Raw genomic sequence first — 23,617 nt, 5'->3', positions numbered from 1 at the left:
CAGAAGAGACGAACGGGGCGGAGCGTGACGTTCCCTGTCTGCCCGGTTTCTCATGAATTCTTCATCCGGAGCGGCGGCGGACGGGCCTCAGCGCGGCGAGATGAAGCCCGACTCGTACGCCGCGATCACCGCCTGCGTACGGTCCCGGGCGCCCGTCTTCGCCAGAACCGACGCCACGTGGGTCTTCGTCGTCGCAGGTCCTACGCCCATCCGCCCGGCGATCTCCGCGTTGGTCAGGCCCGTAGCCATCAACCGCAGTACGTCGGCCTCGCGCCCGGTCAGCCGCGCCGCCCACGGCGGCGGAGCCGCGGGCCGGCTGCGGCCGTACTCGGCGGCCAGCGAACGCACGGCGGCGGGGAAGAGCAGCGAGTCGCTCCGGGCGACCAGCCGGACCGCCTGGACCAGGTCCTCGGCCGCGGCGCGCTTGAGCAGGAATCCGGCCGCTCCGGCCCGCAGCGCCTCGTACACATAGGAGTCGTTCTCGAACGTCGTCACCACCACGATCCTCAACGGGGTCCTCCCGCCGGAGGCAGCCGGCGAGCCCAGGATCTGCTCGGTGGCCCGGATGCCGTCGATCTCCGGCATCCGGACATCCATCAGCATCACGTCGGGCCGCAGCTCACGGGCCACCGACACTGCCTCCGCGCCCGTGGATGCCTCGCCGACGACCTCCAGATCGGGCTCGGCCTCGAGGATGACGCGCAGTGCCGTACGGACCATCCGCTCGTCGTCGGCGAGGGCCACCCGGATCGTGCTCATCGGCGGCCCGCCAGCGGGAGCCGGGCCGAGAGCCGCCACACCGCGTCCCGCGGGCCCGCCTGCGCGTGTCCGCCGAGCAGGGCGGCCCGCTCGGCGATACCGCGCACCCCGCGGCCGCCTCCCGGACGGATGACCGGGGCCCTGCCGGGCAGCGGATTCTCCATCGTGATCTCCAACTCCTCGCCGCTCAGGACGATCCACAGGGATACCGGGCACGCTCCGGCATGACGCAGGGCGTTGCTCAGCCCCTCCTGGACGATGCGGTACGCCTCGCGCGAGACGAGCGCGGGGACGGCGGCCAGATCGCCGTCGGTGGTGAGCGAGACGGGAACACCGCTGCGCTCGAGCAGGCCGTCCAGGGTGTCCAGGGCCGGTCCGGTGACCTGTCCGGCGGCGGCACCTTCGTCTTCGTCGGACCGGCGCAACAGGCCCAGTACGGAGTCGAGTTCGCCCACGGTACGCCGGGTGGTCTCCTCGATCGCGGCCAGCGCTTCCCGTACGAACTCCGCATCGCTGTCCAGCACCTTGCGGGCCGCGCCCGCCTGCAGCGTGACGGCACTCAGCGCATGGCCGACCGAGTCGTGCAGCTCGCGGGCGAGGCGGTTGCGCTCGGCCAGCTCCGTCGCCCGCCGCTCCGCGGCGGCCAGCCGGTCCGCCGGGCTCGGCCCGAGCAGCACCGGGGCCTGGCGGGCCAGCAGGGCCCCGGCGGCCGCGGCGCAGCCCGCGAGCGCCACCAGCATGGCGATCCCGGCCGGCGGCGCCAGGGCCAGCGCCCACGGGCGGTCGAGGTGGTCGGGCACCATCACCCAGTGCCGCAGCCCGGCGGAGAGCGGCAGCGCGATCAGCGTCACCGCGAACGGCGGCAGCGCCAGGGACGCTCCGCTGATCAGGGCGCCGAGCCCCACGTGCAGCGTGAACCACCCCGAGGTCCGCACGCGCGCGGCCCCGGAGCGTGCCGGGCCGTCCGCGAACCGATCCGCCGGTACTCCGCACAGCGCCCGGGCCGCCGCCACCGAAAGCGGCCTGGCCAGCGGGGACAGTGCGGTGGCCGCGGCAATCGGGAGGGCGATGCCGTACGCGCCGAACTGGAGCGGCAGGGAGTTGGAGAACATGCCCTTCGCGCCGACGAGTGGGCCGACGACCACGGTGCCGAGGAGCCAGTACGGCATCAACAGCGCGCCGCCCAGGATCAGATGGAGCCAGCGCAGCCTGGCCCGCGCACCGAACAGCGCCCCGAGGACTCTCTTCACGCGCCGCGCCGCCGCAGGAAGGAGACGGTGCCGGTGACGACGAGCAGACCGACGATCATGCCCACAGCGTAGGTCAGGGCCATCAACCCCGAGGCCCGCTCGCCTTCTTCACCCCCCGGCAGTACTGCCGCGATCAGCAGCCATACGCCCCAGCAGCCCACGGCGCCCGAGCCGAGCCAGGCCATGGCCAGCGGCGTCCTCAGGGGCAGAGCGCGGCCCCGGCGGAAGGCGATCAGCAGCAACCCGGTCACCGCCACGGCCACGAAGAGGGCGCTGATCCCTTCGAGCACGTAGAAGTCGGCCGTACGCTCGATCCGCGTCGCGGAGAGACCGGTCGTCGCGCCGCACGCCCACAGCAGGCGCATCGTGGCGGGGAAGAGCGCGAGTACGGCGGCGGCCACAGCGGTCACCTTCAGTGTCCGCCCCGTGGCCGCGGTGGGCAGGTCCCAGACCCGGCCCCGCCACACATGGCTCCAGCGCTCTCGCGCGTACAGCACGAAGAGTGTTCCAAGGGCCAGGCCCTGGACGATGAAGCCGGTGTAGACGACCCCGAAGACCCACTCGTCGAGGAAGGGCTTGTCCCCGGCCCGCCGGGACGGGGCGCCGGTGAACGCGTGGGTCAGCAGCTGGACCGGGAAGCCGACCATGATCGGGAGGAGCAGGCCGCCCGCGATCCACAGGGGCACGGCCGGCAACCAGGCGGGGACGCGGCGGCCCCAGCCCTGGGTGAGCAGCAGCGCGAGGACGATGACGGAGCCGTCCATCAGGACGGTGACGCTGTTGGCGACGGCCATCAGAGCGCGGTGCTCGAGCAGCACGCTGCCGTCCGGGATGCCGATCCGGCCGCCGGCTATCCAGGCGGTCTTGAGCGAGAGATACGGGACGCAGGAGGCGATCGCGACGGCGCACAGCGCGGTGCGGGTCCGTCCGGGGCCTGCCGGATCCGTGACCGGGGGAGCGGGAGCGAGCGGTGTCTCTGTCATGACGACAACGCTCCGGGACCCGGCCTCCCCGCACCTCCTGCGCTGCGACGATCCCCCTCCGCCGTGCGGTGGAGACGGATCAGCCCGCCAGGGTGAGAAGCACCTCGGCGGTCTCCCCACCGGGTGCGTGGGCGAAGCCCCGGTCCGTGCCGGTGACGGCCGGCAGATCGCCGTCGTTCACTTGCGCGGTCTGATCCGCGGGGACATTCAGAGCCTCCGGGTCGCCAGCGTCAGCCGGTCGCGCGCGTCGAAGAGCGCGTCCTTGATCATCTGCTCATGGCCGGGGGTCAGCCGGGCCACCGGCACCGAGCAGCTGATGGCGTCCCGCGCCGGGGTGCGGTACGGGATGGCGATGCCGAAGCAGCGCAGCCCGAGGGTGTTCTCCTCGCGGTCCACGGCGTAGCCCTGCTCGCGGACGAGGCGCAGCTCCTCGATGAGCTTCTCCCGGTCGGTGATCGTGTGCTCGGTGAGCGGCGCCAGGGTTTCCGGCAGCATCTTGCGCACCTGCTCGTCGCTGTGGGTGGCGAGCAGTGCCTTGCCCAGCGAGGTGGAGTGGGCGGGCAGCCGGCGGCCGACGCGGGTGAAGGGGCGCAGGTAGTGCTGCGACTGACGGGTGGCGAGATAGACGACGTTGGTGCCGTCGAGCCGGGCGAGGTGAATGGTCTCGGTGGTGTCGTCGGAGAGCCGGTCCAGGGTGGGGCGGGCGGCCGCGACCACCTCGTCGCCGTCGATGTAGGAGGTGCCCACCAGCAGGGCGCGCACACCGATGCCGTACCGCGTGCCCGTCGCGTCGGTCTCCACCCAGCCGAGCTCGACCAGGGTGCGCAGCAGCATGTAGAGGCTGGACTTGGGGTAGCCGACGGCCTCCTGGACCGCGGCGAGGGAGTGCATGCCGGGGCGCCCCGCGAAGTATTCGAGCAATTCCACCGTCCGCATCGCGGATTTGACCTGAGCTCCACCGGAATCCGCAGCTGACATTGCTCTTCGCCCCTTCTTGACCGAGCAGAACGCCCGGAAATAGAGTCCCCATATATTCATCATCAGGAACACTGTTCAGAATACCGAACAAATCCTGCTGGATGGCAGAAGACCGGGAAGGAAGCCGCGGTGGCAGCAGCACCAGTCTGGAGTGTCGACCCCCGAACCGGGAACCCGCGTGAGCAGGTTGCGATCGAGTCATCACCTGAGGAGATCGACCTCGCGGTCCGCGCCGCGCACGCCGCCCGCCCCGCACTCGCCGACCGGAGTGTACGCGCGCGTCTGCTCCGCACCGCCGCCGACCTCCTCGACGAGGCCGGTGAGCATGTCATCGAGGCCGCCGACGCGGAGACCGCGCTCGGTCCCACCCGCCTCACCGGTGAACTCGCGCGCACCACCGCACAGTTGCGGGCCTTCGCCGAGGTCGTGGACGAGGGCGCCTTCCTCGACATCCACATCGACCACGCCGACGGCAGCCGTACGCCGCCATGGCCCGATCTGCGCCGCTTCAAGATCCCGCTGGGCGTCGTCGCCGTCTACGCCGCCGGCAACTTCCCGCTCGCCTTCTCCGTACCCGGTGGCGACACCGCGAGCGCGCTGGCGGCCGGCTGCCCGGTCGTCGTCAAGGCCCACCCCGACCACCCCGGCACCTCCGAACTGTGCGCGTCCGTACTGCGCAGGGCCGCCCACCAGGTAGGCCTGCCCGAAGACGTCGTCACCCTCGTCCACGGCTTCGAGGCTGGCGTCGAGCTGGTCGGGCACCCGCTGGTCGCGGGCGCGGGCTTCACCGGATCCGTACGCGGCGGGCGTGCGCTCTTCGACGCCGCGGCCGCCAGGCCCGCCCCCATTCCCTTCCACGGTGAGCTCGGCTCCCTCAACCCCGTTGTGATCACCGAAGGGGCCGCCGGGGAGCGGGCCGAGCAGCTCGGCGCCGGGCTCGCGGGCTCGATGACCCTGGGCGAGGGCCAGTTCTGCACCAAGCCCGGCTTCGTGCTCGCTCCCGCCGGCGACGCGGGCGACCGGTTGCTCAAGTCCCTGACGGCGGCGGTCAGCGAGACCGAGCCCGGCGTGATGCTCGACCACCGGATGCGCGACGCCTTCGTCACGGGAGTACGCGACCGGGCCGAACTGCCGGAGGTGGAGGCCCCGATCACCCCGGGCGCGGGCGGCGATCACACCGTGAGCGCCGGCTTCCTCTCCGTACCGGCTCGGCTGCTGGCTGCCGAAGGGCCGCACGATCTGCTGCTCGAGGAGTGCTTCGGCCCGGTAACCGTCGTCGCGCGGTACGAGTCCGAGGCCGAGATCACCGGGGTCCTCGGCCGGCTGCCCGGCAACCTCACCGCCACCCTGCACCTCTCGGAGGGCGAGGCCGCGGGCGGGGGCCGGGGCGCGGAGCTGCTCGCCGAACTCATCCCGCTCGCGGGCCGCGTCCTGGTCGACGGCTGGCCGACCGGTGTCGCCGTCGCCCCCGCCCAGCACCACGGCGGCCCCTACCCGGCCTCCACCTCCGGATCCACCTCGGTCGGGGCCACCGCGATCGAGCGCTGGCTGCGCCCGGTCACGTACCAGACGACGCCCGACGCGCTGCTCCCGCCCGAGCTGCGCGACGAAAACCCGCTGGGGCTGCCGCGCCGGGTGGACGGCCGCCTCGAGACTCCGGGAAGCTGAGTCGGTGACCGAGCCCATCGACCTGCCCGAACTCCCCTTCCCGCTGCGCTCGTACGGCCCCGAGGCCAACTGGTCCTACGAGAAAGGGGTGCTGACCGGCTGGGCGGGGGCCAGGCAGGACCGCTTCGTACCGCCCGCGGGCGAGGCGCTGGAACCCGCCTCCGACGCGCCACGCCTGCTCGGTTCGCCGGAGGGCGACTTCCAGCTCATCGCGCGGGTCACCGTCGGTTTCGCCGCGGCCTTCGACGCCGGCGTGCTCTATCTGCACGTCGGCGAGCGGGAGTGGGCCAAGCTCTGCCTGGAGCTCTCCCCGGACAAGCCCACCATCTGCACGGTTGTCACCCGCGGCCACTCCGACGACGCCAACTCCTTCGAGGTGGCGGGCGACAGCGCATGGCTGCGGATCAGCCGGACGGGCAAGGCATTCGCCTTCCACGCCTCGACGGACGGCGAGCACTGGACCTTCGTGCGGATCTTCGCCCTCGGGACGGAGGAGCAGGCCGGGGCCGCGCTCGTGGGCTTCCTGGCACAGTCCCCGGTGGGCGAGGGCTGTGTGGTGACGTTCGACAGGATCGAGTACCGCGCGGGCTGGCCCGAGGGGCTGCGCGACGGCAGCTGAGGGCGGGCCGCCGAGCCGTGGGGCCCGCGGCCCGGATCCGGGCCCGCGTCGCCTGGACCGCCCGGGGGACGAGCGGCGCCGGGCGGCGTACGGAGACCCAGCAGTGCTGCTCCACCGGGGCGTCGAGCACGGCCCGCCAACTCCTCGGGACCACCGCGCTGCCGATGGAACAGCCCGCCCGCGCCGGCGGCCTCGGCACGGCGGACCCGCCGCGCCGGCACATCCGGCGCGGTACCGGCACATCCGGCGCCGCGTCGGCCGCACACCGAGCGCCCACCGAGTGCCTCCCTCGGCCGGACCGCAACCGCCGGCTGATCTCCCGGCGTCACCACCACCGTGATCAGAACAGCCGTTCCCGCCGACCTGGACGCCATCGCCGCCCTCCACGCCGAGGCCCGCGCGAGCTACTACCGCGGTCATCTCCCGGACGACGCCTTCGACGGCTCCGCCGAGCACGCCCGCACGCCGCCCGCGGCGGAATGAGCCGCACCCGCAGCGCGTTGACGCCGGAGCGGAGGAGGCCTCCGCGCCGGCCCCGTACAGACCTGGAGAGAATGAGCATGCGCGTCGAGATCTGGAGCGATATCGCCTGTCCCTGGTGCTACATAGGGAAGGCACGCTTCGAGCAGGGTCTCGCGGCCTTCGCCCACCGAGACCAGGTCGAGGTGGTGCACCGCTCCTTCGAGCTCGACCCGAACCGCGCCAAGGGCGAGACCGGCCCGGTGATCCCCATGCTGGCGAAGAAGTACGGGCGCACCCTCGAGGAAGCGCGGTCGATGGAGGAACACGTCGCCGCCAACGCACGCGCCGAGGGCCTCGACTACCGTGCCGGGGGCCGCGACCACGGCAACACCTTCGACATCCACCGGCTGCTGCACCTGGCCAAGGCCCGCGGCCGCCAGGACGAGCTGCTGAACCTCGCCTACCGGGCGAACTTCGCCGAGGAACGGTCCGTCTTCGACGCCGAGATCCTCCTCGAGCTCGCCGTGGAGGCCGGTCTGGACGCGGACGAGGCCCGGGCGGTCCTTGCCGACGAGGACGCGTACGCCGACGTGGTACGCGCGGATGAGCGCGAGGCCGCCGAGCTGGGCGCCACCGGCGTGCCGTTCTTCGTCCTCGACCGGCGTTACGGCGTCTCCGGCGGCCAGCCGGCCGAGCTCTTCACCCAGGCGCTGGAGCAGGCGTGGCAGGGCCGGGCGATCACCCCGATCGGCGCGGACGCCGCCGCCTGCGACACCGACGGCTCCTGCGAGGTTCCGCAGCCCGGAGCACATGCCTGAGCGCTGCTGAGCGGTTCCCCTCAACATTTCGCGGTTGACCAGCCGTTGGGGGGCACCGCAGGGTGATCCCATGGAGACCCTGGGTGGCGCCGAGTTCGCGCCTGACACGACGTATCTGAACACCTCCACCTGCGGGCTGCTGCCCAGCAGGACCGTCGCGGCCGTCACGGCGCTGGCCGAGGAGCTCGCGGCAGGGCGGCCGGGCGGCGCGGGTGACTACTCGGAGGTGACCGCCGCCCGGCAGTCCTTCGCACGCCTCACCGGTGTGGACGAGGATCGGGTCGCCGTCGGCGGTTCGGTCTCCGTGCATGTCGCACTGATCGCGAGCTCGCTGCCGACCGGCGCCGAAGTCCTTTTCCCCGAGGGGGAGTACGCCTCGGTCATCACGCCCTTCACGGTGCGCGGGGATCTCAAGCTGCGGTACGCACCGCTGGACGAGCTGGCCGATGCGGTGCGTCCGGGCACCGCCCTGGTGGCCTTCTCCTCGGTGCAGTCGGCCGACGGCCGGATCGCCGATATGCCGGCCATCCGGGCCGCCGCGGCCGCGCACGGCGCCCGTACGCTGCTCGACGCCAGCCAGTCGGCCGGCTGGCTGCCGCTGGACGCGGGCGCGTGGGACTACACCGTCACCGGCGGCTTCAAGTTCCTGCTCTGCCCGCGCGGCGCCTCCTTCCTCACCGTGACCGGGGAGGCGCAGGAGACCCTGGTGCCGATCCACGCGGGGACCTTCGCCGCCGAGGAGCTGTGGGGGACCACCTACGGACCGGTCGAGGAACTGGCGCACTCCGCGCGCCGGTTCGACGAACCCACCGCCTTCCTGTCGTACCACGGAGCGAAGCAGTCACTCGCGCTGCTGGAGGAGACCGGAATCGACGCCGTACACGCCCACAACACCTCGCTCGCCCGGCGGTTCCGGGCGGGGCTGGCGGAGCTGGGCCATGAACCGGTGCCCGGTGATTCCGGCATCGTCGCCGTCCCGGGGCTCGGCCACCGCGTCGCGGAGCTGGCTCGCGCGGGAATCATCGTCGCGGACCGGGCGGGAAATCTGCGCGCCGCCTTCCACCTCTACAACTCCGCCGCCGAGGTGGAACGGGTGCTGGACGTCCTGTCGGGCTGAGGGTGCGAGATCAGCAGCCCGGCTGTGTGCCCGGGCCGTCGTGGAGCTCCGCGCCCGGGTCGGGGCAGCCCTCGGTCTCGGTGCAGAGATTCGCCTCGACCTTGGTGAGCAGCCGGGTGAGCTCGCGGCGCTCGTCCGCGTCGAGCCCGGCGAGCGTGTGCTCCTCCAGCTTGCCCCAGGCGGCCTTCACATCGGTGAACAGAGCGCAGCTGTTGTCTGTGGCCTCGACGAGCACCGCGCGCCGGTCGTCCGGGTCCGGGGAGCGGCGTACATGCCCGGTCTGTTCCAGGCGCTGGAGCATCTTGGTGACGGTCGAGGGGTCGAGGTCGACGGCCCTGATGAGCTCCGACTGCCGTACGGGCCCGGCGTCCCACAGGCGCATCATCAGGAACTCCTGACCGGGGTAGAGGCCGGCTCCCTTGAGCAGCTTGCCCGCGGCGATGCGGTGGAGTCGGGCGACCCGGGACAAGGCATGGCTGACCGGGCCGCCGCGGGCGGCCCTGGGCAGCTCGCTACAGACAGGATCTGTCTGCGCCGCGGATGTGGCGGACATCGTGGCCTCCTCGGACCTCCGGGTTTGAGGTACTGAGAGTACTCACAGAGATATTAACTTGGCCGACCAAGTAATGCGCTACAGTGGCCCCCGTCGTATTTACTTGGCCGACCACATAAATCTTGGGGGCTCCCATGACCACCGCCTTCGACCCGATCGACCTGTCCGGTACCCAGCTCGGCAACCGGATCGCCATGGCACCCATGACCCGCAGCCGGGCGTTCGGCGAAGGACTCACCGTCACCGACTCCACCGTCGAGTACTACGGCCAGCGCGCCTCGGCCGGCCTGATCATCACCGAAGGCATCCAGCCCTCGGTCGTCGGCCGCGGCTACCCGAACACCCCGGGCCTGCACAGCGCCGAGCAGGTCGCCGCGTGGCGCAAGGTCACCGACGCCGTGCACGCCAAGGGCGGCAAGATCTTCGCCCAGATCATGCACGCCGGGCGCATCGGCCACCCGGTGCTCTGGCCGGACCAGGAACTTCTCAGCGTGGCCCCCTCCGCCGTCGCCGCCGCCGGGCAGCTCTTCACGCAGGAGGGCCCCAAGGACTTCATCGCCCCGCGGGAGCTGTCCGGCGACGAAGTACGCGCCATCATCGGCGAGTTCGTCGACGCGTCCCGCAACGCCATCGAGGCCGGCTTCGACGGCGTCGAACTGCACGGCGCCAATGGCTATCTCATCCACCAGTTCCTCGCCCCCAACACCAACCTGCGCACCGACGAGTGGGGCGGATCCGTCGAGAACCGCATCCGCTTCGCCGTCGAGGTGACCAAGGCCGTGGTGGCCGAGATCGGTGCCGAGCGGACCGGGCTGCGGGTCTCTCCCGGCAACGCGTACAACGACATCGCCGAGACGGACACAGAGGCGGTCTACCCCGCGCTGGTCAAGGAGCTGGAGCCGCTGGGCCTCGGCTATCTGCACGTCGTCGAGATGACTCCGGGCTTCCGGGATGTGACGCTCGCGCTGCGCAAGCAATTCAGCGGCACCTTCATCCTCAACCCGTCGACCGAGGGTCCCACCGACCACGGGGCGCTGGGGCTGATCGAGGACGGCATCGCGGACATCCTCGCCTTCGGCGCGCTGTTCCTCGCCAACCCGGACCTGCCGGCCAGGCTCAAGGCCGAAGGCCCGTACAACATCCCGAACACGGCCACGTTCTTCGGCGGTGACGACAAGGGTTACATCGACTACCCGGCCCTGTAAGGCAGTCGCACACGGCAGGGCCCGGCGCCCCTCGGTGCGAGGGGCGCCGGGCCCTGCCGTGCGCGGAGGGCTACCGCACCGGAGTGAAGTCCCGTGCCCCGATGAAGTCCGGGCGCGGCACCGGCGCCGCGAACGGCTTCACGGCAGCGTTCTCCACGCTGTTGAAGACGATGAAGACATTGCTGCGCGGGTACGGGGTGATGTTGTCCCCGGAGCCGTGCATGCAGTTGCAGTCGAACCAGGTCGCCGAACCGGCCCGGCCGGTGAAGAGCCGGATGCCGTGCCGGTCCGCGTACCGGGTCAGCGCTTCGTCCGACGGAGTGCCCGCGTCCTGCATCTGCAGTGACTTCTTGTAGTTGTCCTTCGGCGTCTCGCCCGCACAGCCCAGGAACGTCTTGTGCGAACCGGGCATGATCATCAGGCCGCCGTTGGTGTCACGGTTCTCGGTCAGCGCGATCGAGACGGAGACGGTGCGCATGTTCGGCAGACCGTCCTCGGCGTGCCAGGTCTCGAAGTCCGAGTGCCAGTAGAAGCCCGAGGCGCCGAAGCCCGGCTTCACATTGATACGGGACTGGTGGACGTACACGTCCGAGCCGAGGATCTGCCGGGCTCTGCCCACCACCCGCTCATCGCGCACCAGACCGGCGAAGATCTCGCTGAGCCTGTGCACCTCGAAGACCGAGCGCACGTCTCTCGACTTCGGCTCGATGATCGAGCGATCGTCGGCACGTACGGCGGGGTCGGTGACCAGCCGTTCCAGCTCGGCTCGGTAGAGCGCGACCTCGTCCGGCGTGATCAGCTCGTCGACGGTCAGGAAGCCGTCCCGCTCGAAGCCCATGAGTTCGGAAGGGACGATCGGCCCCGGCGCCCCGGGCGCGGACCACACGACCGGGTCCTGGCGCGGAGTGGTCACCTCGCCCGCGCCGCGTGTCGGGTACAGGTCGGTGCGTACAGGGGCGGTGGTCATCGTTCAGCCCTCCTCGGTGAGCAGCGGGTAGACGCCGTTCTCGTCGTGGTCCTCCCGTCCGGTGACCGGCGGGTTGAAGACACAGACACAGCGGAAGTCGGTCTTGGGACGCATGGTGTGGCGCTCGTGGCCGTCCAGCAGATACATCGTGCCGGGCTCGATCCAGTGGGTCTCGCCGGTCTCGTCATCGGTGAGCTCGGCCTCGCCCTCCACGCAGAGCACGGCCTCGATGTGGTTGGCGTACCACATCGACGTCTCCGTACCCGCGTACAGCACGGTCTCGTGGAGCGAGAAGCCGACCTTCTCCTTGGCGAGCACGATGCGCTTGCTCTCCCAGGTGCCCGAAGAGGCCCTCACATGGCGCTCGGTGTTCTCGATGTCCTTGAAAGATCGGACGATCACGGTGAGTTGCTGCCTTTCTCGTACGGTGGTGTCAGGCCGTTTCGCGGACGGAACGGGCCAGGGTGCGCAGGCCCTCGTCCAGTTCGTCGGGGGAGATGGTGAGCGCGGGCAGCAGCTTCACCACTTCGCTCTGGGGACCCGAGGTCTCCAGCAGCAGCCCCAGCTCGAAGGCGCGGGCGCAGACCGCCGAGGCACGTGCCTTGTCCTCGAACTCCAGGCCCCAGACCAGGCCGCGGCCGCGGAAGCTCAGTCCGGCCCCCGCGCTCTCCTCGGCGATGGCCAGCAGCGCACGCTCGACCTGCTCGCCCCGCGCCAGCGTCTGCTTCTCCATCTGGCCGTCGGCCCAGTAGGTGTTGAGCGCGGCGGTGGCGGTGACGAACGCCGGGTTGTTGCCGCGGAAGGTGCCGTTGTGCTCCCCCGGCTCCCAGATGTCCAGCTCCGGCTTGAACAGGCAGAGCGACATGGGCATTCCGTAGCCGCTGATGGACTTCGACAGGGTGACGATGTCCGGCGTGATGCCGGCCTCCTCGAAGGAGAAGAAGCCGCCGGTACGGCCGCAGCCCATCTGGATGTCGTCGACGATCAGCAGCATGTCCTGGCGGTGGCACAGGTCCTGAAGGGCTCGCAGCCACTCGGCGCGGGCCACATTGATGCCGCCCTCGCCCTGCACCGTCTCGACGATGACAGCGGCCGGCTTGTTGAGGCCGGAGCCCTGGTCCTCGAGCAGCCGCTCGAACCAGATGAAGTCCGGGACCCGGCCCTCGAAGTAGTTGTCGAAGGGCATCGGCGTGCCGTGCACGAGCGGGATGCCGGCGCCGGCGCGCTTGAAGGCGTTGCCGGTGACGGCGAGCGAGCCCAGCGACATGCCGTGGAAGGCGTTGGTGAACGAGACGACGGACTCGCGCCCCTTCACCTTGCGGGCCAGCTTGAGCGCCGACTCGACCGCGTTGGTGCCGGTCGGGCCGGGGAACATGACCTTGTACGGCAGATCGCGCGGCCGCAGGATCACGTTCTGGAACGACTCGAGGAAGGCGCGTTTGGCGGTGGTGGCCATGTCCAGGCCGTGGGTTATGCCGTCGCGCTCGATGTAGTCGATCAGCGCGCGTTTCAGCACCGGGTTGTTGTGCCCGTAGTTGAGCGATCCGGCGCCGGCGAAGAAGTCGAGGTAGGTGTGGCCGTCCTCGTCGTGGAGGTAGCTGCCCTGCGCGCGGTCGAACACGGCGGGCCAACCACGGCAGTAGCTGCGTACCTCCGACTCCAGGGTCTCGAAGACACTCAGGGCGGGCGGGGTGATGGTCACAGCAGTCTCCAGATGTGGGGGAGGTCAGGCGGAGAGGGGGCCGATGCGGTAGAGCACTTCCGGCTGGTGCGTTCCTTCGGGGAACAGCCCGCCGTCGAAGAGCACTTCGCGCTCCAGCCCCGCCCCGTGACGCTGGGCGTAGGAGGTGAAGAGGCGGTCGGACGCGGCGTTGTCCGGGGTGACGGTCGTCTCGATCTCCCGGACCCCGCGGCCGTCGGTGACCCTGACGGTCAGCGCGTCCAGCAGTACGCCGGCGAGTCCACGGCCGCGGTGCGCCTGGTCGACGGCGACCTGCCAGACGACAAGTGCCTCGGGGCGGTCAGGGCGTACGTAGCCCGTGACGAAGCCGATGGGCTCACCGTCGGAGCCGCGCGCCACCACGGAGGTGGCCGCGAAGTCGCGACACCACAGCAGATAGCTGTACGAGGAGTTCAGGTCCAGGACCTCGGAGTCGCGGGCGATGCGCCAGATCGCGGCTCCGTCCTCCACTCGTGGGGTATCGATCTCCAGAAATTCGCTCGGGGTGTTGACTCGTACAAGGTCTTCTTGTGCGGCGGTCATGCAGAGGAAATTTACCGAGCAAATTCAAAAAATGCATCGAGGGAAGGGGTTGGGTGATGCGCCTCTTTGTGTTATCGCGCGGGCGCGAGTCCCGGGTCGGCGAGGCGCCATTTTCAGGGCTTTTGCACCGGAATTATGGGGGTGAATCGGATGTGCTGTGGAGTCGGTCACACGCGGGTAACCCTCTCGAGATCCGCCCGAATTACGTCAATCGATCCTGTCGAAAGCTGGGTGTTTAGGATCGGCAAACCGGGGCAGACGAATACGGGAAGCTGCCCGTAATAAAGCGGCTTCCGTCTATTCCAATTTAACGCGACTTTAATTCCGTGAGGAATGCTGTGCGCCGTGACCGCGGTCACTCACGGATGGCGTCGGACCTCCCTGGCCGCGCGCCGGGCCGCCTCCGGGCCACCCGCACACCCGACTCGCCGAGCGCCGCGCCCAGCGCCGCCGGCGTGGACCGCACGGTGGCGAGAGTGGTGTCCGCGCAGTAGTGGCTGCCCCGGAGCATTTCCTGGGCACGCACCCCGCCACCCGTGATCAGCGGCAGTGACGGGTCGGCCGCGAGCGCCTTCGCGACCAGCTCGGAGGAGTCGACTCCGGCCGGGGCACGCGGTGTTGTGGCCATGGCGCCGCCTCCCGCGCCTCGTGGACGTACGGCTCGAGACCGCCGCCGAGCGCCGGTGCGCCGGCGTGCGTGTCCGCCGTTTCCGGTCGGCCGCGCCGAGGGTACCCAGGGCCTCGTACAGTGCTGGACATGAGCGATCGCGTGGTGCTGCATGTGAAGGGGCGGGTGCTCGCCGGTCCCGACGACGTCAGGGACGAGCTGTGGGCGGTGGACGGCCGGATCACGTACGAACGGCCGCGCGCAGAGGCGCTCACCGTCGCGGGCTGGGCGCTGCCCGGTCTGGTCGACGCGCACTGCCATGTCGGTCTTGACCATCACGGCGCGGTCGACGAGACGACCAGCGAGAAGCAGGCGTTCACCGACCGGGACGCGGGCACGCTGCTCATCCGCGACGCCGGATCGCCGTCCGACACCCGCTGGATCGACGACCGCGAGGACCTTCCGAAGATCATCAGGGCGGGCCGGCACATCGCGCGCACCCGCCGTTACATCCGTAACTACGCCCATGAGATCGAGCCGGGCGACCTGGTCGCGTATGTCGCGCGGGAGGCGCGGCGCGGCGACGGATGGGTCAAGCTCGTCGGCGACTGGATCGACCGGGACGCGGGCGATCTGACCGCCTGCTGGCCGCGCGGCGAGGTCGCTGCGGCGATCGCCGAGGCGCACCGGCTGGGCGCGCGGGTGACCGCGCACTGCTTCGCCGAGGTCGCGCTCCGGGACCTGGTCGAAGCGGGCATCGACTGCATCGAACACGCCACCGGGCTCACCGAGGACACCATCCCGCTGTTCGCGGAGCGGGGCGTCGCGATCGTCCCGACGCTGGTCAACATCGCGACGTTCCCGGACCTCGCCGCGGGCGCCGAAGCGAAGTTCCCCGACTGGTCCGCCCATATGCGCCGGCTGTACGAGCGTCGCTACGACACGGTGCGCGCGGCCTACGACGCGGGCATCCCGGTCTTCGTCGGTACGGACGCGGGCGGCTCGCTGGCCCACGGCCTGGTCGCCGCGGAGGTGGCGGAACTGGTGAAGGCGGGCATCCCGCCGGTCCAGGCGCTGTCGGCGACGGCCTGGGGGGCGCGTCAGTGGCTGGGCCGCCCCGTGCTGGAGGAGGGCGCGCCGGCGGACCTGGTGGTCTACGACACGGATCCGCGGGCGGACGTCAGGGCGCTGGCGGCGCCGCGGCGGGTGATCCTCAACGGCCGTGTGATCGGCTGACGAGGGCTGCTCCCCTCCGGCCGTGGTGGTGACCCAGCGTGACCGAGGGTGTCGCCGTTCGTCGAAGCACTTCCCGTGCGAGCCGGTTCGATCGACCGGCGCACCACCCGTTCGCGGCGACAGGGTGGCCACGCAGGAACACCCGTACCTCAAAAATCGAATACGGGCACGGAAACTCCACGTTGGGGTGAACTCGCTCCAGGTGTCGGTTGCTTCACTCTCGGTGCGCAAGGATTCCGGTGTCCCAAGTCGCCGCCGTCCGTGCGTCCCAGCGGGGCGGCAGCGGCGCCGTGTCTCCTGTGGGGGTTCCACCACCTTGAACAGCAACACCTTCCGCATGCCCGCACGCCGCTGCGCCGCCGCGGCGGCAGCTGCCGCGCTGGTCGCCGGACCCGTCGCGGTCGCCGGGCCGGCGCACGCCACAGGGGGTGGCGGCGAGGGACGGGCGAGTGCGGTCGTGCTCCGCACCGGGCTCGATGTGTCCCTGCTCGACAAGACCGTCGACGTCCCGCTCAAGGCCACGCTCAACGAGGTGCGGGCCCCTGCCAGTGCCGAAAAGAGGGCGCTGACCGTGCGGTTGGACGGGGTCGACCGGGGCAGGCCCGTCCAGGTGCTGCGCGCGGACGTGGCTACCGCGAAGGCCACCGCCGACCGACACCGGGCCGAGGGTTACGCAAACCTCGCCCGCGCCAGGCTCCATGTGCCCGGACTGCCGCTGCTCTCGCTCGTCGAGATCGAGGCGGTCACGTCGAAGGCCGTCTGCGAGGCGGGCAAGCAGCCGGTGGCCGAGTCGAATCTGCTCGGCCGGGTGACCGTGCTCGGCAAGAAGGTCACGCTCTCCACCAGCGGCCCCACCCGGGTCGAGGCGCCGGGGATCGGCGAGGTGACGCTCGATCTGTCGAAGACTCACACCACGTCCCGTGCGGCCGCCGCCACCGCGCTCGAGCTGAAGGTGTCGGTCAACCCGCTCACGCTGAACGTCGCCGACGTCACGGGCGTGGTCACGCTCGCCGAGGCGACATGCGAATCGCCCGCCGCGCGGGAACCGTCCTCGGGACCGAGCGACGGCGTGCGGGCGCAGTCCGGCGAGGCCCCCGCCGAGGAGGACCTCGCCGAGACCGGCGGCAACTCCATCACCCGGTACCTCGCGGGCGGCGCGGTGCTGCTGCTGGCGGCAGGCGGCGCCGCGATGGTGCTGGCCCGCGCCCGGTCCAGGAGCTGACACCGGGCGTCCGGCGCCCCGCACGCGAGGCCGTGCGGGGCGTCAGCCGCCGACCATGGTGAGCGCCTGGTCGAGCGCCTGCAGAAAGCGGTTGGTGGTCACCCGGTCGCGTACCGCGAGCCGCAGCCAGTCGGGACCGAGCCCCGGAAACGTATCGCCGCGCCGGGCCGCGAAGCCCAGACCGCGCAGCCGCTCCCGCACCTCGGCGCCCCGCCGCACATGTACGAGGACGAAGGGAGCCTCGGCCGCCTCCACCACCCGTACCTCCTCGAACTCCGCGAGCCCCGCGAGCAGATGCGCCCGCTCCGTCGCGATCCCGTGCGCGGCCTGCGCGGCCTCCTTGAGCGCGGCCGGCTCCATGCACGCCTCAGCCGCGGCCAGCGCGGGTGTCGCGACCGGCCACAGCGGCTGGGTCCGCTCCAGCGCCTCGACCGTCTCCGGCTCGGCGAGCACATAGCCGATCCGCAGACCGGCCAGCCCCCAGGTCTTGGTGAGGCTGCGCAGCACCACCAGCCCCGGGATGTCGGTCCGTCCCGCGAGTGACTCGGACTCACCGGGCACCGCGTCCATGAAGGCCTCGTCGACCACCAGCACCCGTCCGGGACGGGCCAGTCCGGCGATGTCGGCGGCCGGATGCAGTACGGACGTGGGGTTCGTCGGATTGCCGATCATCACCAGGTCCGCGGCGTCGGGAACGGCCGCGGGGTCGAGCCGGAAGCCGTCCGCCTCGCGCAGCAGCACCCGCGCCACCTCGTGGCCCGCGTCCCGCAGTGCCGCCTCCGGCTCCGTGAACTGCGGGTGCACCACCAGCGGTTGACATACCGTCAGCGCGCGAGCCAGCAGTACGAACGCCTCGGCGGCCCCCGCCGTCAGCAGCACCCGCTCCACCGGCACACCGTGCCGTCGGGCGACCGCCGCGCGCGCAGCCCGCCCGTCCGGATAGGCCGCCAGGGCCGTCAGCGAGCAGGCGATGCGCTCGCGCAGCCAGTCCGGGGGAGTGCCGGCCCGGACATTGACCGCGAGGTCCGTGAGGTGCGCGTCCCGCACCTCCGCGTCACCGTGGTGACGCAGATCGTGTGCGTCAGTGTGAGTGCGCATGGCTGCCGTGGTGGTGCCCGTGGCTGTGGTGGTGGCCGTCGTCGTCCGGGTGGAAGTGCGGCTGCTGCGGGATGCCCACCTTGTCCTCGAAGCCCGGCAGCGCGATCCGGTACACGCAGGAGTCGCAGTTCATCCGGATGTCGCCGGCGACGGCCTCCCGGTAGCGCTCCATGACCAGGTCCAGCAGCTCCTCGGCGGGGCCGATGACATCGGCCGACACGACCTCGACCTCGGGATGAGCCTCCGCCCAGCCCTGCGTCTGCTGACGCACCCGGTCCGGCAGGATGCCGGTGAACAGGAAGTACGGGAGTACGACGATCCGGCGCGCCCCCAGCTTCACGCACCGGTCGAGACCGCTCGGTACATCGGGAGCGGCGAGCGAGACGAACGCCGTCTCCACACCCGCGTACCCCCGCCCCTCCCACAGCAGCCGGGCCGCCTTGAGTACTTCGGCGTTGGCGTCCGGGTCGGTCGAACCGCGGCCCACCAGCAGCACGGTCACATCGGCGCGGTCGGACGGCGTGCGGACCGTGGAGCCCAGCGCCTCGTCGAGCCGCCGCTCCAGGACACGCAGCAGCGACGGGTGCGGGCCGAGCGGGCGCCCGTAGGTGTAGGAGATCCCGGGGTGCCGCTCCCGCTCGCGGGCAAGCGCCGCCGGAATGTCGCCCTTGGCGTGCCCGGCGGACACCAGCATCAGCGGCACCGCGGCGAAGCGGTTCACGCCCCGCTCCACCAGCTCGGTGACGGCGTCGCCGAGCGGCGGCGGGGACAGCTCGATGAAGCCGCCGGCGACGGGGAGTTCGGGATGGCGCCGCCCCAGCTCCCGTACGAAGTCCCGGAAGGCCTCGGCCCCGGCTTCGTCGCGGGTGCCGTGGCCGGCGATCAGCAGTGCGGGCGGGGTGGTCACGCGTTCTCCTTGGTGTGGGGGTGGTACAGCAGAGCATTGAGTGCGGCCGCGGCGACCGCGCTGCCGCCCTTTTCGGACACGTTGCTGACGGCCGGCAGCCCGCTCTCGCGCAGCGCGGCCTTGGACTCGGCCGCGCCGACGAAACCGACGGGCAGCCCGATGACCAGCGCGGGAGCGGCGTCGAGGACGAGCAGCTCCTCGAGAGCGGTCGGCGCACAGCCGATCACCCAGATCGCGCCGGGCCCGACCTGCTCGTACGCGAGGCGGATCGCGTGCGCGGAACGGGTGAGCCCCGGGCCGGACCTGGCGTCCCTCAGCCTGCAGACGGTCTCGCGCCGGGTGATCCCGGCGGCGACCATCTCGACATCGGCGACGACCGGAGCACCGTCGTGCAGCGCGTCGTGCGCTGCGGCGAGGGAGGTCTCGTCGCAGACGAGATCGGTGGCGTAATCGAGATCGGCGGCGGAGTGGATGACCCGCTCCACGACTGCCCGCGTCAGTGGCTGAAACCCGCTGGTATCCAGCCGGGACCGGAGCCGTCGGAACGACTCCTGCTCGATGGGATGGACGACGCGGGTCACGAGGCGACTCCGGGGTGGCGGCGGTGGGTGACGGGTGCGGCGTCGGCGGTCGCCGGCGGGCGCGAAGGGTTGAGCGGTCCGCGCCATGTGGCTGGGGTGGTGCGGAGGGCCGAGGACCGGGCGGGGGCGCCACCGGTGGAGCGGGCCGTGGGCGCGTGGTCCAGTCCCGCTGCAGCGGGCGCGGCCGGCGGCGACGGACAGGCCGGAGCGCTGCCGGGACGCGACACGGGTGCGCCGGGCTCACCTGCACGCCTGCCTGTGCCTGTGCGCCTGCCTGTGCCTGCGTCCGTGCTCGCGTCTGCGTCTGCGCCTGCGTCCGTGCCTCTGCCCGTGCCCGCGTGACGGGCTGCCCTTCCGGCGGTCGCCCCGCCGCCGGGGCAGGGCACACGCGCCCCGCGCCCCTCCGCGCTCGCGAGCGCGTCGCCGCGCGCCCTCACGACTGCCACCGGTAGCCGCGCGGCGTCACCATACGGCCCGCGATCTCGCGCGTGGCCGTGTTGCCGACCGTCACGACCGTCATCATGTCCACCGTCGTCGGATCCAGTCCGGCGAGTGTGGTCACGCGGCTGGATTCGTCCACGCGCGACGCGTTGCGTACGACACCCACCGGCGTCCCCGGCTCCCGGTGCTCGCCGAGGATCGTCAGCGCCTTCGGCAGCTGCCAGTCGCGGCCGCGGCTGCGCGGGTTGTAGAAGGTGACGATGATGTCCGCCTCCGCGGCGGCCCGCACCCGGCGCTCGATGATCTCCCACGGCGTGTGCAGATCGGACAGGCTGATCGAGACATGGTCGTGCCCGAGCGGCGCACCCAGGATCGCGGCTGCCGCGAGCGCCGCCGTGACGCCCGGTACGCCGACCACGTCGATGTCGTCGGACGCCTCGGCGAGCGCGGGCGAGGCCATCGCGTACACGCCCGCGTCACCGCTCCCGATCAGTGCGACCGCATGTCCGGCGCGGGCCTCGGCCACAGCCGTACGGGCCCGTTCCTCCTCCGCCCCGAGGCCGGACTCGATGACGCGCGTGCCGGGCCTGAGCAGGTCGCGGATCTGGTCGACGTACTGATCGAGCCCGACCAGTACGGAGGCGCGCCGCAGCTCATCGGTGGCGCGCGGCGTGAGGAGATCGCGGGCCCCGGGCCCGAGTCCGACCACGGCCAGCCGGCCGCGCCGCGGCCTGCGCACGACCGCGCAGGTCGCCATCGCTGCGCGCCCCTCGGGGTTCGACTTCCGCTTCGGGACCAGGAGTTCGCCTCCGCCCATGAGCGCGGCGGCCTCCGCGACCGACGGCGTCCCCACGGCGGCGAGCGGCGCGCCGGACGGGTTCGGCACGGTGACCGAGGACAGCTGCTGCGCCGCGTACGTGACGACCGGCACTCCGAGCCGCTCCGCGGCCCCGACGATCCCGGGCTCATCCGCCTTCGCCTCGACCGTCGCCAGCTCCACGACGCTCAGCACGGAGAGCCCGGCGTCGCGCAGCGACTCCTCGACGAGCCCGAGCACCTCCTCGACCGGCGCGCCCTTGGACGCTCCGACCCCGACGACGAGCGACGCGGGCCGCAACACGGCTTCCCGTGCGCCCGGTTCGACGAGCCGGTCGGTCACCCGGAGGACCGCGGTAGCGTCGGCACCCACGTTCGCGGCACCGTCAGCACCCGCCTCGGCACCCACATTCGGCGGCAGCGGCGGCAACGGCCACACCGCGTCCGCCCGCAGCGCCACCGGCTCGCCGTCCAGCACCGCCCGCGTCACCGCCGCGACCGCGCCCTCCACCGGCAGGCCCAGCGTGTCCAGGCCATGGACGTCCGTCGCGTCCGTCGCCGTCGTCACCACCGGAGCGCAGCCCAGGACGTCCGCGACGTCCGCCGCCAGCTCGTTCGCGCCGCCGCCGTGGCCGCCCAGCAGCGACACCGCGAACCGCTGCGCCTCGTCCACGCACACCATGCCCGGGTCCGCCGACTTGCCCGCGAGCAGCGGGGCGATCAGCCGTACCGCCGCACCCGTCGCCAGGAAGCACACCAGCTGCTCGCACTCCGCGAACGCGCGCTCCACCGACTCGCGCACCGGGCCCTCGTACACCCGGGTGCGGCCGGGCCAGGCCGCGGCCAGCCGGTCGCGGGCGGCGGCGCCCGCCGCCGTCGCGGAGATCAGGCCGATCACTGAATTGCTCCTTCGTTCACCGAATCCGCGGGGCGGTCGCCCCACAGCAGGAAGACGGGGTTGGCGGCCGCCAGCCGTGTCACATCTCCGGGCAGCGGGGCCAGTCGCGACGAGTGCAGCAGTACGCCGTCGGACACCAACCCGGCGGCGGCCAGCGCGGCCCGTACCGCCGCCACCCGGTCCAGCGCGGCCAGCGCGACGACCACCGTGCGCCGGGTCCGCCGCGCGCACGCGGTGACGATCGCGGGCAGTTCCGCGCCGCCCCCGCCGATGAACACCGCGTCAGGGTCCGCCAGATGGGAGAGCACCGTCGGTGCCGAGCCGTGCACGGCCCGTACGTCCACACCGTGCGCGGCCGCGTTCGCGCGGATCCGCTCCACGCCGTCGGAGGTCTTCTCCACGGCCACCACGGCCGCGCCGAACCGCGCGCACTCCACGGCGACCGAACCGGACCCCGCGCCGATGTCCCACACGAGGTCGCCCGTACGCGGCCCGAGCCGGGCCAGCGCCAGCGCCCGCACCTCGAACTTGGTGATCATCGAGTCGCGGTGCTCGAACTCTCCCTCGGACAGCGCCCACCGGTCCGGACCGGTGGGCACCGAGACCGTCCGCTGCGCCGGCGACAGCGCCCGCCGCTCGTCCAGGCAGAGCACCACGCTCACCGCGTCCCACTCACGCGCCGCCGCCTCCGCGGGCGACATCCGCTCGATCCGCTCGTGCTCCGGGTCGCCGAGCGCCGTCGCCACCACCAGCGTCCGCTCCGTGGCCCGGTACGCCAGCTCGGCGCCCAGCTCCGCGGGCCCCGAGCCCGGAGCGGTCAGCACAGCCGTCTTGGGATGCGCTCGGCACACATTGACCGCGGTTCGCAGATCACGGCCGTGCGCGCTGACGACGACCGCGTCGTCCCACGGCAGTCCGATCCGCGCGAACGCGACCGCCACCGACGGCGCCCCCGGCCGTACGTCCAGCGCGTCCGCGCCGAACCGCTCGGCCAACGCCCGTACGATCCCGAAGAATCCGGGGTCGCCCGAGGCCAGCACCACCACCCCGGCCGCGTCGCCGGCCAGCTTCTTCCCGATCTCGTCGAGCGCCGGCGCGAGCGGCCCCAGCACCAGCTGTTGCGCGTCGGCGGGCACATCGGCCGCACGGCACGCCGCCGTCAGATGCCGCCGGGCACCCACCACCAGCGTGGCCGCGGCCAGCGCCTCGCCGTCGCGTACGGAGAGCGGCACGCCCGTCCCGGTACCGATGACCGTGATCACGGTGTCGCGCCCTGCGCGCGCAGCGCCTTGCGGGCGGCCGGATCGGCCTTCCGGAAGCCGTGGAAGTGCCCCGGGTGGTACAGGTGCGAGCGCGTACCGGAAGCCGCCAGCGCCGGACCGACCAGGAACAGCGTGTGCTTCCAGAGCTTGTGCTCCTTGACGGTCTCCTCCAGCGTGCCGATCGTGCAGCGCAGGATCAGCTCCTCCGGCCAGGTCGCCTGGTACGCGATGACCACCGGCGTACTCGTCGGATAGCCGCCCTCCAGCAGCTCCTGCGTCAACTGGCCCGAGCGTGCCGCCGACAGGAAGAGGGCCATCGTCGTGCCGTGCCGCGCGAACTCCCGTACCTCCTCGCCCGGCGGCATCGGCGTCTTGCCGCCGCCGAGCCGGGTCAGGATGACGGACTGCGCGACCTCCGGGATCGTCAGCTCGCGCTGCGCGATCGCGGCGACCGCCGAGAACGACGAGACGCCCGGCACGATCTCGACCTCCAGGCCGAGATCCACACACCGGTCGAGCTGCTCCTGAGTGCCGCCCCAGAGGGCGGGGTCGCCGGAGTGGATCCTGGCGACCCGCAGGCCCTCGTCGAGCGCCCGCTCGTACACGGCGACGACGTCCTCGAGCGACATGGCCGCCGAGTCGAGGATCTCGGCGCCCTCGCGGGCGTGGTCAAGGACGTCGGCCTGCACCAGGCTCGCCGCCCAGATGACGATGTCGGCGTCGGCGATGGCACGCGCGGCGCGGAACGTCAGCAGATCGGCGGCGCCAGGGCCGGCGCCGACGAAGGTCACCTTGCCGTGAGTGGCGGCATCGGCCATGAGCGGGGGTCCTCTCGGGTCATTCGGGTGATTCGGGCGGATCTCGATGGGGAGAGTGCGAAGAGGCGGGTCAATCCGCTAGCAAGGGC

The 23,617-nt window shown here is 72.0% G+C and carries 23 protein-coding genes and 1 pseudogene; 8 read left to right on the top strand and 16 right to left on the bottom strand.

What is annotated here, in order from left to right; genetic code table 11:
- Window positions 1-87 precede the first annotated feature (87 nt).
- The 4 genes from ACWDZ6_RS19160 to ACWDZ6_RS19145 all read right to left on the bottom strand — a co-directional run bounded on the left by ACWDZ6_RS19160 (window position 88) and on the right by ACWDZ6_RS19145 (window position 3,970).
- A complete protein-coding gene (locus tag ACWDZ6_RS19160; protein ID WP_451503806.1) occupies window positions 88-759 on the bottom strand; it encodes a response regulator in 672 nt (223 codons plus the stop codon).
- A complete protein-coding gene (locus ACWDZ6_RS19155; RefSeq protein ID WP_451503805.1) occupies window positions 756-2,009 on the bottom strand; it encodes a histidine kinase in 1,254 nt (417 codons plus the stop codon). The genes ACWDZ6_RS19160 and ACWDZ6_RS19155 overlap by 4 nt, the downstream gene beginning before the upstream one ends.
- Complete coding sequence (locus ACWDZ6_RS19150) at window positions 2,006-2,992, bottom strand: hypothetical protein (protein WP_451503804.1); 987 nt, start codon at window positions 2,990-2,992, stop codon at window positions 2,006-2,008. Before ACWDZ6_RS19150 ends, ACWDZ6_RS19155 begins: the two co-directional genes overlap by 4 nt.
- A gap of 207 nt (window positions 2,993-3,199) precedes the next feature.
- Window positions 3,200-3,970 (bottom strand): IclR family transcriptional regulator, encoded by a 771-nt coding sequence (locus ACWDZ6_RS19145; RefSeq protein ID WP_451503803.1) that lies wholly within the window; start codon window positions 3,968-3,970, stop codon window positions 3,200-3,202.
- A gap of 129 nt (window positions 3,971-4,099) precedes the next feature.
- On the opposite strand from ACWDZ6_RS19145, the gene ACWDZ6_RS19140 reads away from it, so the two are divergent.
- The 5 genes from ACWDZ6_RS19140 (at window position 4,100) to ACWDZ6_RS19120 (ending at window position 8,654) form a co-directional block, all read left to right on the top strand.
- Window positions 4,100-5,638, top strand: coding sequence for an aldehyde dehydrogenase (NADP(+)) (locus ACWDZ6_RS19140; protein WP_451503802.1), 1,539 nt, complete (start codon window positions 4,100-4,102; stop codon window positions 5,636-5,638).
- A 4-nt stretch (window positions 5,639-5,642) separates the two neighbouring features.
- Window positions 5,643-6,257, top strand: a complete 615-nt coding sequence (locus ACWDZ6_RS19135; protein WP_366735697.1) for a DUF1349 domain-containing protein — start codon at window positions 5,643-5,645, stop codon at window positions 6,255-6,257.
- A gap of 336 nt (window positions 6,258-6,593) precedes the next feature.
- The gene (locus tag ACWDZ6_RS19130; protein ID WP_451503801.1) at window positions 6,594-6,740 is read left to right on the top strand and encodes a hypothetical protein; all 147 of its coding nucleotides are present in this window, start codon (window positions 6,594-6,596) and stop codon (window positions 6,738-6,740) included.
- Window positions 6,741-6,817: 77 nt separating this feature from the next.
- Window positions 6,818-7,537, top strand: coding sequence for a DsbA family oxidoreductase (locus ACWDZ6_RS19125; RefSeq protein ID WP_451503800.1), 720 nt, complete (start codon window positions 6,818-6,820; stop codon window positions 7,535-7,537).
- A 70-nt stretch (window positions 7,538-7,607) separates the two neighbouring features.
- On the top strand, window positions 7,608-8,654 hold the full coding sequence (locus ACWDZ6_RS19120) for an aminotransferase class V-fold PLP-dependent enzyme (protein ID WP_451503799.1): 1,047 nt from the start codon (window positions 7,608-7,610) through the stop codon (window positions 8,652-8,654).
- Between the two features lie 10 nt (window positions 8,655-8,664).
- Here ACWDZ6_RS19120 and ACWDZ6_RS19115 read toward each other — a convergent pair whose 3' ends face one another.
- Window positions 8,665-9,207 (bottom strand): MarR family winged helix-turn-helix transcriptional regulator, encoded by a 543-nt coding sequence (locus ACWDZ6_RS19115; RefSeq protein WP_451503798.1) that lies wholly within the window; start codon window positions 9,205-9,207, stop codon window positions 8,665-8,667.
- 134 nt (window positions 9,208-9,341) lie between these two features.
- On the opposite strand from ACWDZ6_RS19115, the gene ACWDZ6_RS19110 reads away from it, so the two are divergent.
- Window positions 9,342-10,412 carry an alkene reductase gene (locus ACWDZ6_RS19110; protein WP_451503797.1) on the top strand — a complete coding sequence of 357 codons (1,071 nt, stop codon included), beginning with the start codon at window positions 9,342-9,344 and terminating at the stop codon, window positions 10,410-10,412.
- 70 nt (window positions 10,413-10,482) lie between these two features.
- Here ACWDZ6_RS19110 and thpD read toward each other — a convergent pair whose 3' ends face one another.
- The 5 genes and pseudogenes from thpD to ACWDZ6_RS19085 form a co-directional block, all read right to left on the bottom strand.
- Window positions 10,483-11,379, bottom strand: a complete 897-nt coding sequence (gene thpD / locus ACWDZ6_RS19105; protein WP_351452547.1) for an ectoine hydroxylase — start codon at window positions 11,377-11,379, stop codon at window positions 10,483-10,485.
- Between the two features lie 3 nt (window positions 11,380-11,382).
- A complete protein-coding gene (locus ACWDZ6_RS19100; RefSeq protein ID WP_451503796.1) occupies window positions 11,383-11,781 on the bottom strand; it encodes an ectoine synthase in 399 nt (132 codons plus the stop codon).
- Window positions 11,782-11,812: 31 nt separating this feature from the next.
- Window positions 11,813-13,081 (bottom strand): diaminobutyrate--2-oxoglutarate transaminase, encoded by a 1,269-nt coding sequence (gene ectB / locus ACWDZ6_RS19095; protein WP_389184741.1) that lies wholly within the window; start codon window positions 13,079-13,081, stop codon window positions 11,813-11,815.
- A 24-nt stretch (window positions 13,082-13,105) separates the two neighbouring features.
- Window positions 13,106-13,642 carry a diaminobutyrate acetyltransferase gene (gene ectA / locus ACWDZ6_RS19090; RefSeq protein WP_451503795.1) on the bottom strand — a complete coding sequence of 179 codons (537 nt, stop codon included), beginning with the start codon at window positions 13,640-13,642 and terminating at the stop codon, window positions 13,106-13,108.
- Window positions 13,643-14,001: 359 nt separating this feature from the next.
- A pseudogene (locus tag ACWDZ6_RS19085) lies at window positions 14,002-14,347 on the bottom strand (alanine--glyoxylate aminotransferase family protein); the annotation flags it as partial.
- 52 nt (window positions 14,348-14,399) lie between these two features.
- Between ACWDZ6_RS19085 and ACWDZ6_RS19080 the strand changes: the two are divergent.
- Together ACWDZ6_RS19080 and ACWDZ6_RS19075 are read left to right on the top strand one after the other, a co-directional pair.
- Window positions 14,400-15,485, top strand: a complete 1,086-nt coding sequence (locus ACWDZ6_RS19080) for an amidohydrolase family protein (RefSeq protein WP_326649096.1) — start codon at window positions 14,400-14,402, stop codon at window positions 15,483-15,485.
- Window positions 15,486-15,801: 316 nt separating this feature from the next.
- On the top strand, window positions 15,802-16,707 hold the full coding sequence (locus ACWDZ6_RS19075) for an SCO1860 family LAETG-anchored protein (RefSeq protein ID WP_451503794.1): 906 nt from the start codon (window positions 15,802-15,804) through the stop codon (window positions 16,705-16,707).
- 42 nt (window positions 16,708-16,749) lie between these two features.
- Here ACWDZ6_RS19075 and cobC read toward each other — a convergent pair whose 3' ends face one another.
- The 6 genes from cobC to cobM form a co-directional block, all read right to left on the bottom strand.
- Window positions 16,750-17,805 (bottom strand): Rv2231c family pyridoxal phosphate-dependent protein CobC, encoded by a 1,056-nt coding sequence (gene cobC, locus ACWDZ6_RS19070; protein ID WP_451503793.1) that lies wholly within the window; start codon window positions 17,803-17,805, stop codon window positions 16,750-16,752.
- A complete protein-coding gene (locus ACWDZ6_RS19065; protein WP_451503792.1) occupies window positions 17,789-18,712 on the bottom strand; it encodes a sirohydrochlorin chelatase in 924 nt (307 codons plus the stop codon). The genes cobC and ACWDZ6_RS19065 overlap by 17 nt, the downstream gene beginning before the upstream one ends.
- Window positions 18,709-19,293 carry a precorrin-8X methylmutase gene (locus ACWDZ6_RS19060; RefSeq protein ID WP_451503791.1) on the bottom strand — a complete coding sequence of 195 codons (585 nt, stop codon included), beginning with the start codon at window positions 19,291-19,293 and terminating at the stop codon, window positions 18,709-18,711. The genes ACWDZ6_RS19065 and ACWDZ6_RS19060 overlap by 4 nt, the downstream gene beginning before the upstream one ends.
- Window positions 19,294-19,726: 433 nt before the next feature.
- Entirely contained in the window at window positions 19,727-21,448 is a 1,722-nt protein-coding gene (cobJ, locus tag ACWDZ6_RS19055; RefSeq protein ID WP_451503790.1) for a precorrin-3B C(17)-methyltransferase, read from the bottom strand.
- Complete coding sequence (cbiE, locus tag ACWDZ6_RS19050; protein ID WP_451503789.1) at window positions 21,445-22,710, bottom strand: precorrin-6y C5,15-methyltransferase (decarboxylating) subunit CbiE; 1,266 nt, start codon at window positions 22,708-22,710, stop codon at window positions 21,445-21,447. Before cbiE ends, cobJ begins: the two co-directional genes overlap by 4 nt.
- On the bottom strand, window positions 22,707-23,528 hold the full coding sequence (gene cobM / locus ACWDZ6_RS19045) for a precorrin-4 C(11)-methyltransferase (RefSeq protein ID WP_326649088.1): 822 nt from the start codon (window positions 23,526-23,528) through the stop codon (window positions 22,707-22,709). Before cobM ends, cbiE begins: the two co-directional genes overlap by 4 nt.
- Window positions 23,529-23,617 lie beyond the last annotated feature (89 nt).

It is taken from the genome of Streptomyces sp. NPDC002926, assembly GCF_053591755.1.
This window is presented reverse-complemented; position numbering and strand designations above follow the sequence as displayed.

Bases quoted from the DNA above. Each gene is read 5' to 3' on its own strand.
- ACWDZ6_RS19160 (WP_451503806.1), bottom strand. From the start codon at position 759: ATGAGCACGATCCGGGTGGCCCTCGCCGACGACGAGCGGATGGTCCGT.
- ACWDZ6_RS19150 (WP_451503804.1), bottom strand. From the start codon at position 2,992: ATGACAGAGACACCGCTCGCTCCCGCTCCCCCGGTCACGGATCCGGCA.
- ACWDZ6_RS19145 (WP_451503803.1), bottom strand. From the start codon at position 3,970: ATGTCAGCTGCGGATTCCGGTGGAGCTCAGGTCAAATCCGCGATGCGG.
- ACWDZ6_RS19125 (WP_451503800.1), top strand. From the start codon at position 6,818: ATGCGCGTCGAGATCTGGAGCGATATCGCCTGTCCCTGGTGCTACATA.
- ACWDZ6_RS19120 (WP_451503799.1), top strand. From the start codon at position 7,608: ATGGAGACCCTGGGTGGCGCCGAGTTCGCGCCTGACACGACGTATCTG.
- ACWDZ6_RS19115 (WP_451503798.1), bottom strand. From the start codon at position 9,207: ATGTCCGCCACATCCGCGGCGCAGACAGATCCTGTCTGTAGCGAGCTG.
- ACWDZ6_RS19110 (WP_451503797.1), top strand. From the start codon at position 9,342: ATGACCACCGCCTTCGACCCGATCGACCTGTCCGGTACCCAGCTCGGC.
- thpD (WP_351452547.1), bottom strand. From the start codon at position 11,379: ATGACCACCGCCCCTGTACGCACCGACCTGTACCCGACACGCGGCGCG.
- ectA (WP_451503795.1), bottom strand. From the start codon at position 13,642: ATGACCGCCGCACAAGAAGACCTTGTACGAGTCAACACCCCGAGCGAA.
- ACWDZ6_RS19080 (WP_326649096.1), top strand. From the start codon at position 14,400: ATGAGCGATCGCGTGGTGCTGCATGTGAAGGGGCGGGTGCTCGCCGGT.
- cobC (WP_451503793.1), bottom strand. From the start codon at position 17,805: ATGCGCACTCACACTGACGCACACGATCTGCGTCACCACGGTGACGCG.
- cobM (WP_326649088.1), bottom strand. From the start codon at position 23,528: ATGGCCGATGCCGCCACTCACGGCAAGGTGACCTTCGTCGGCGCCGGC.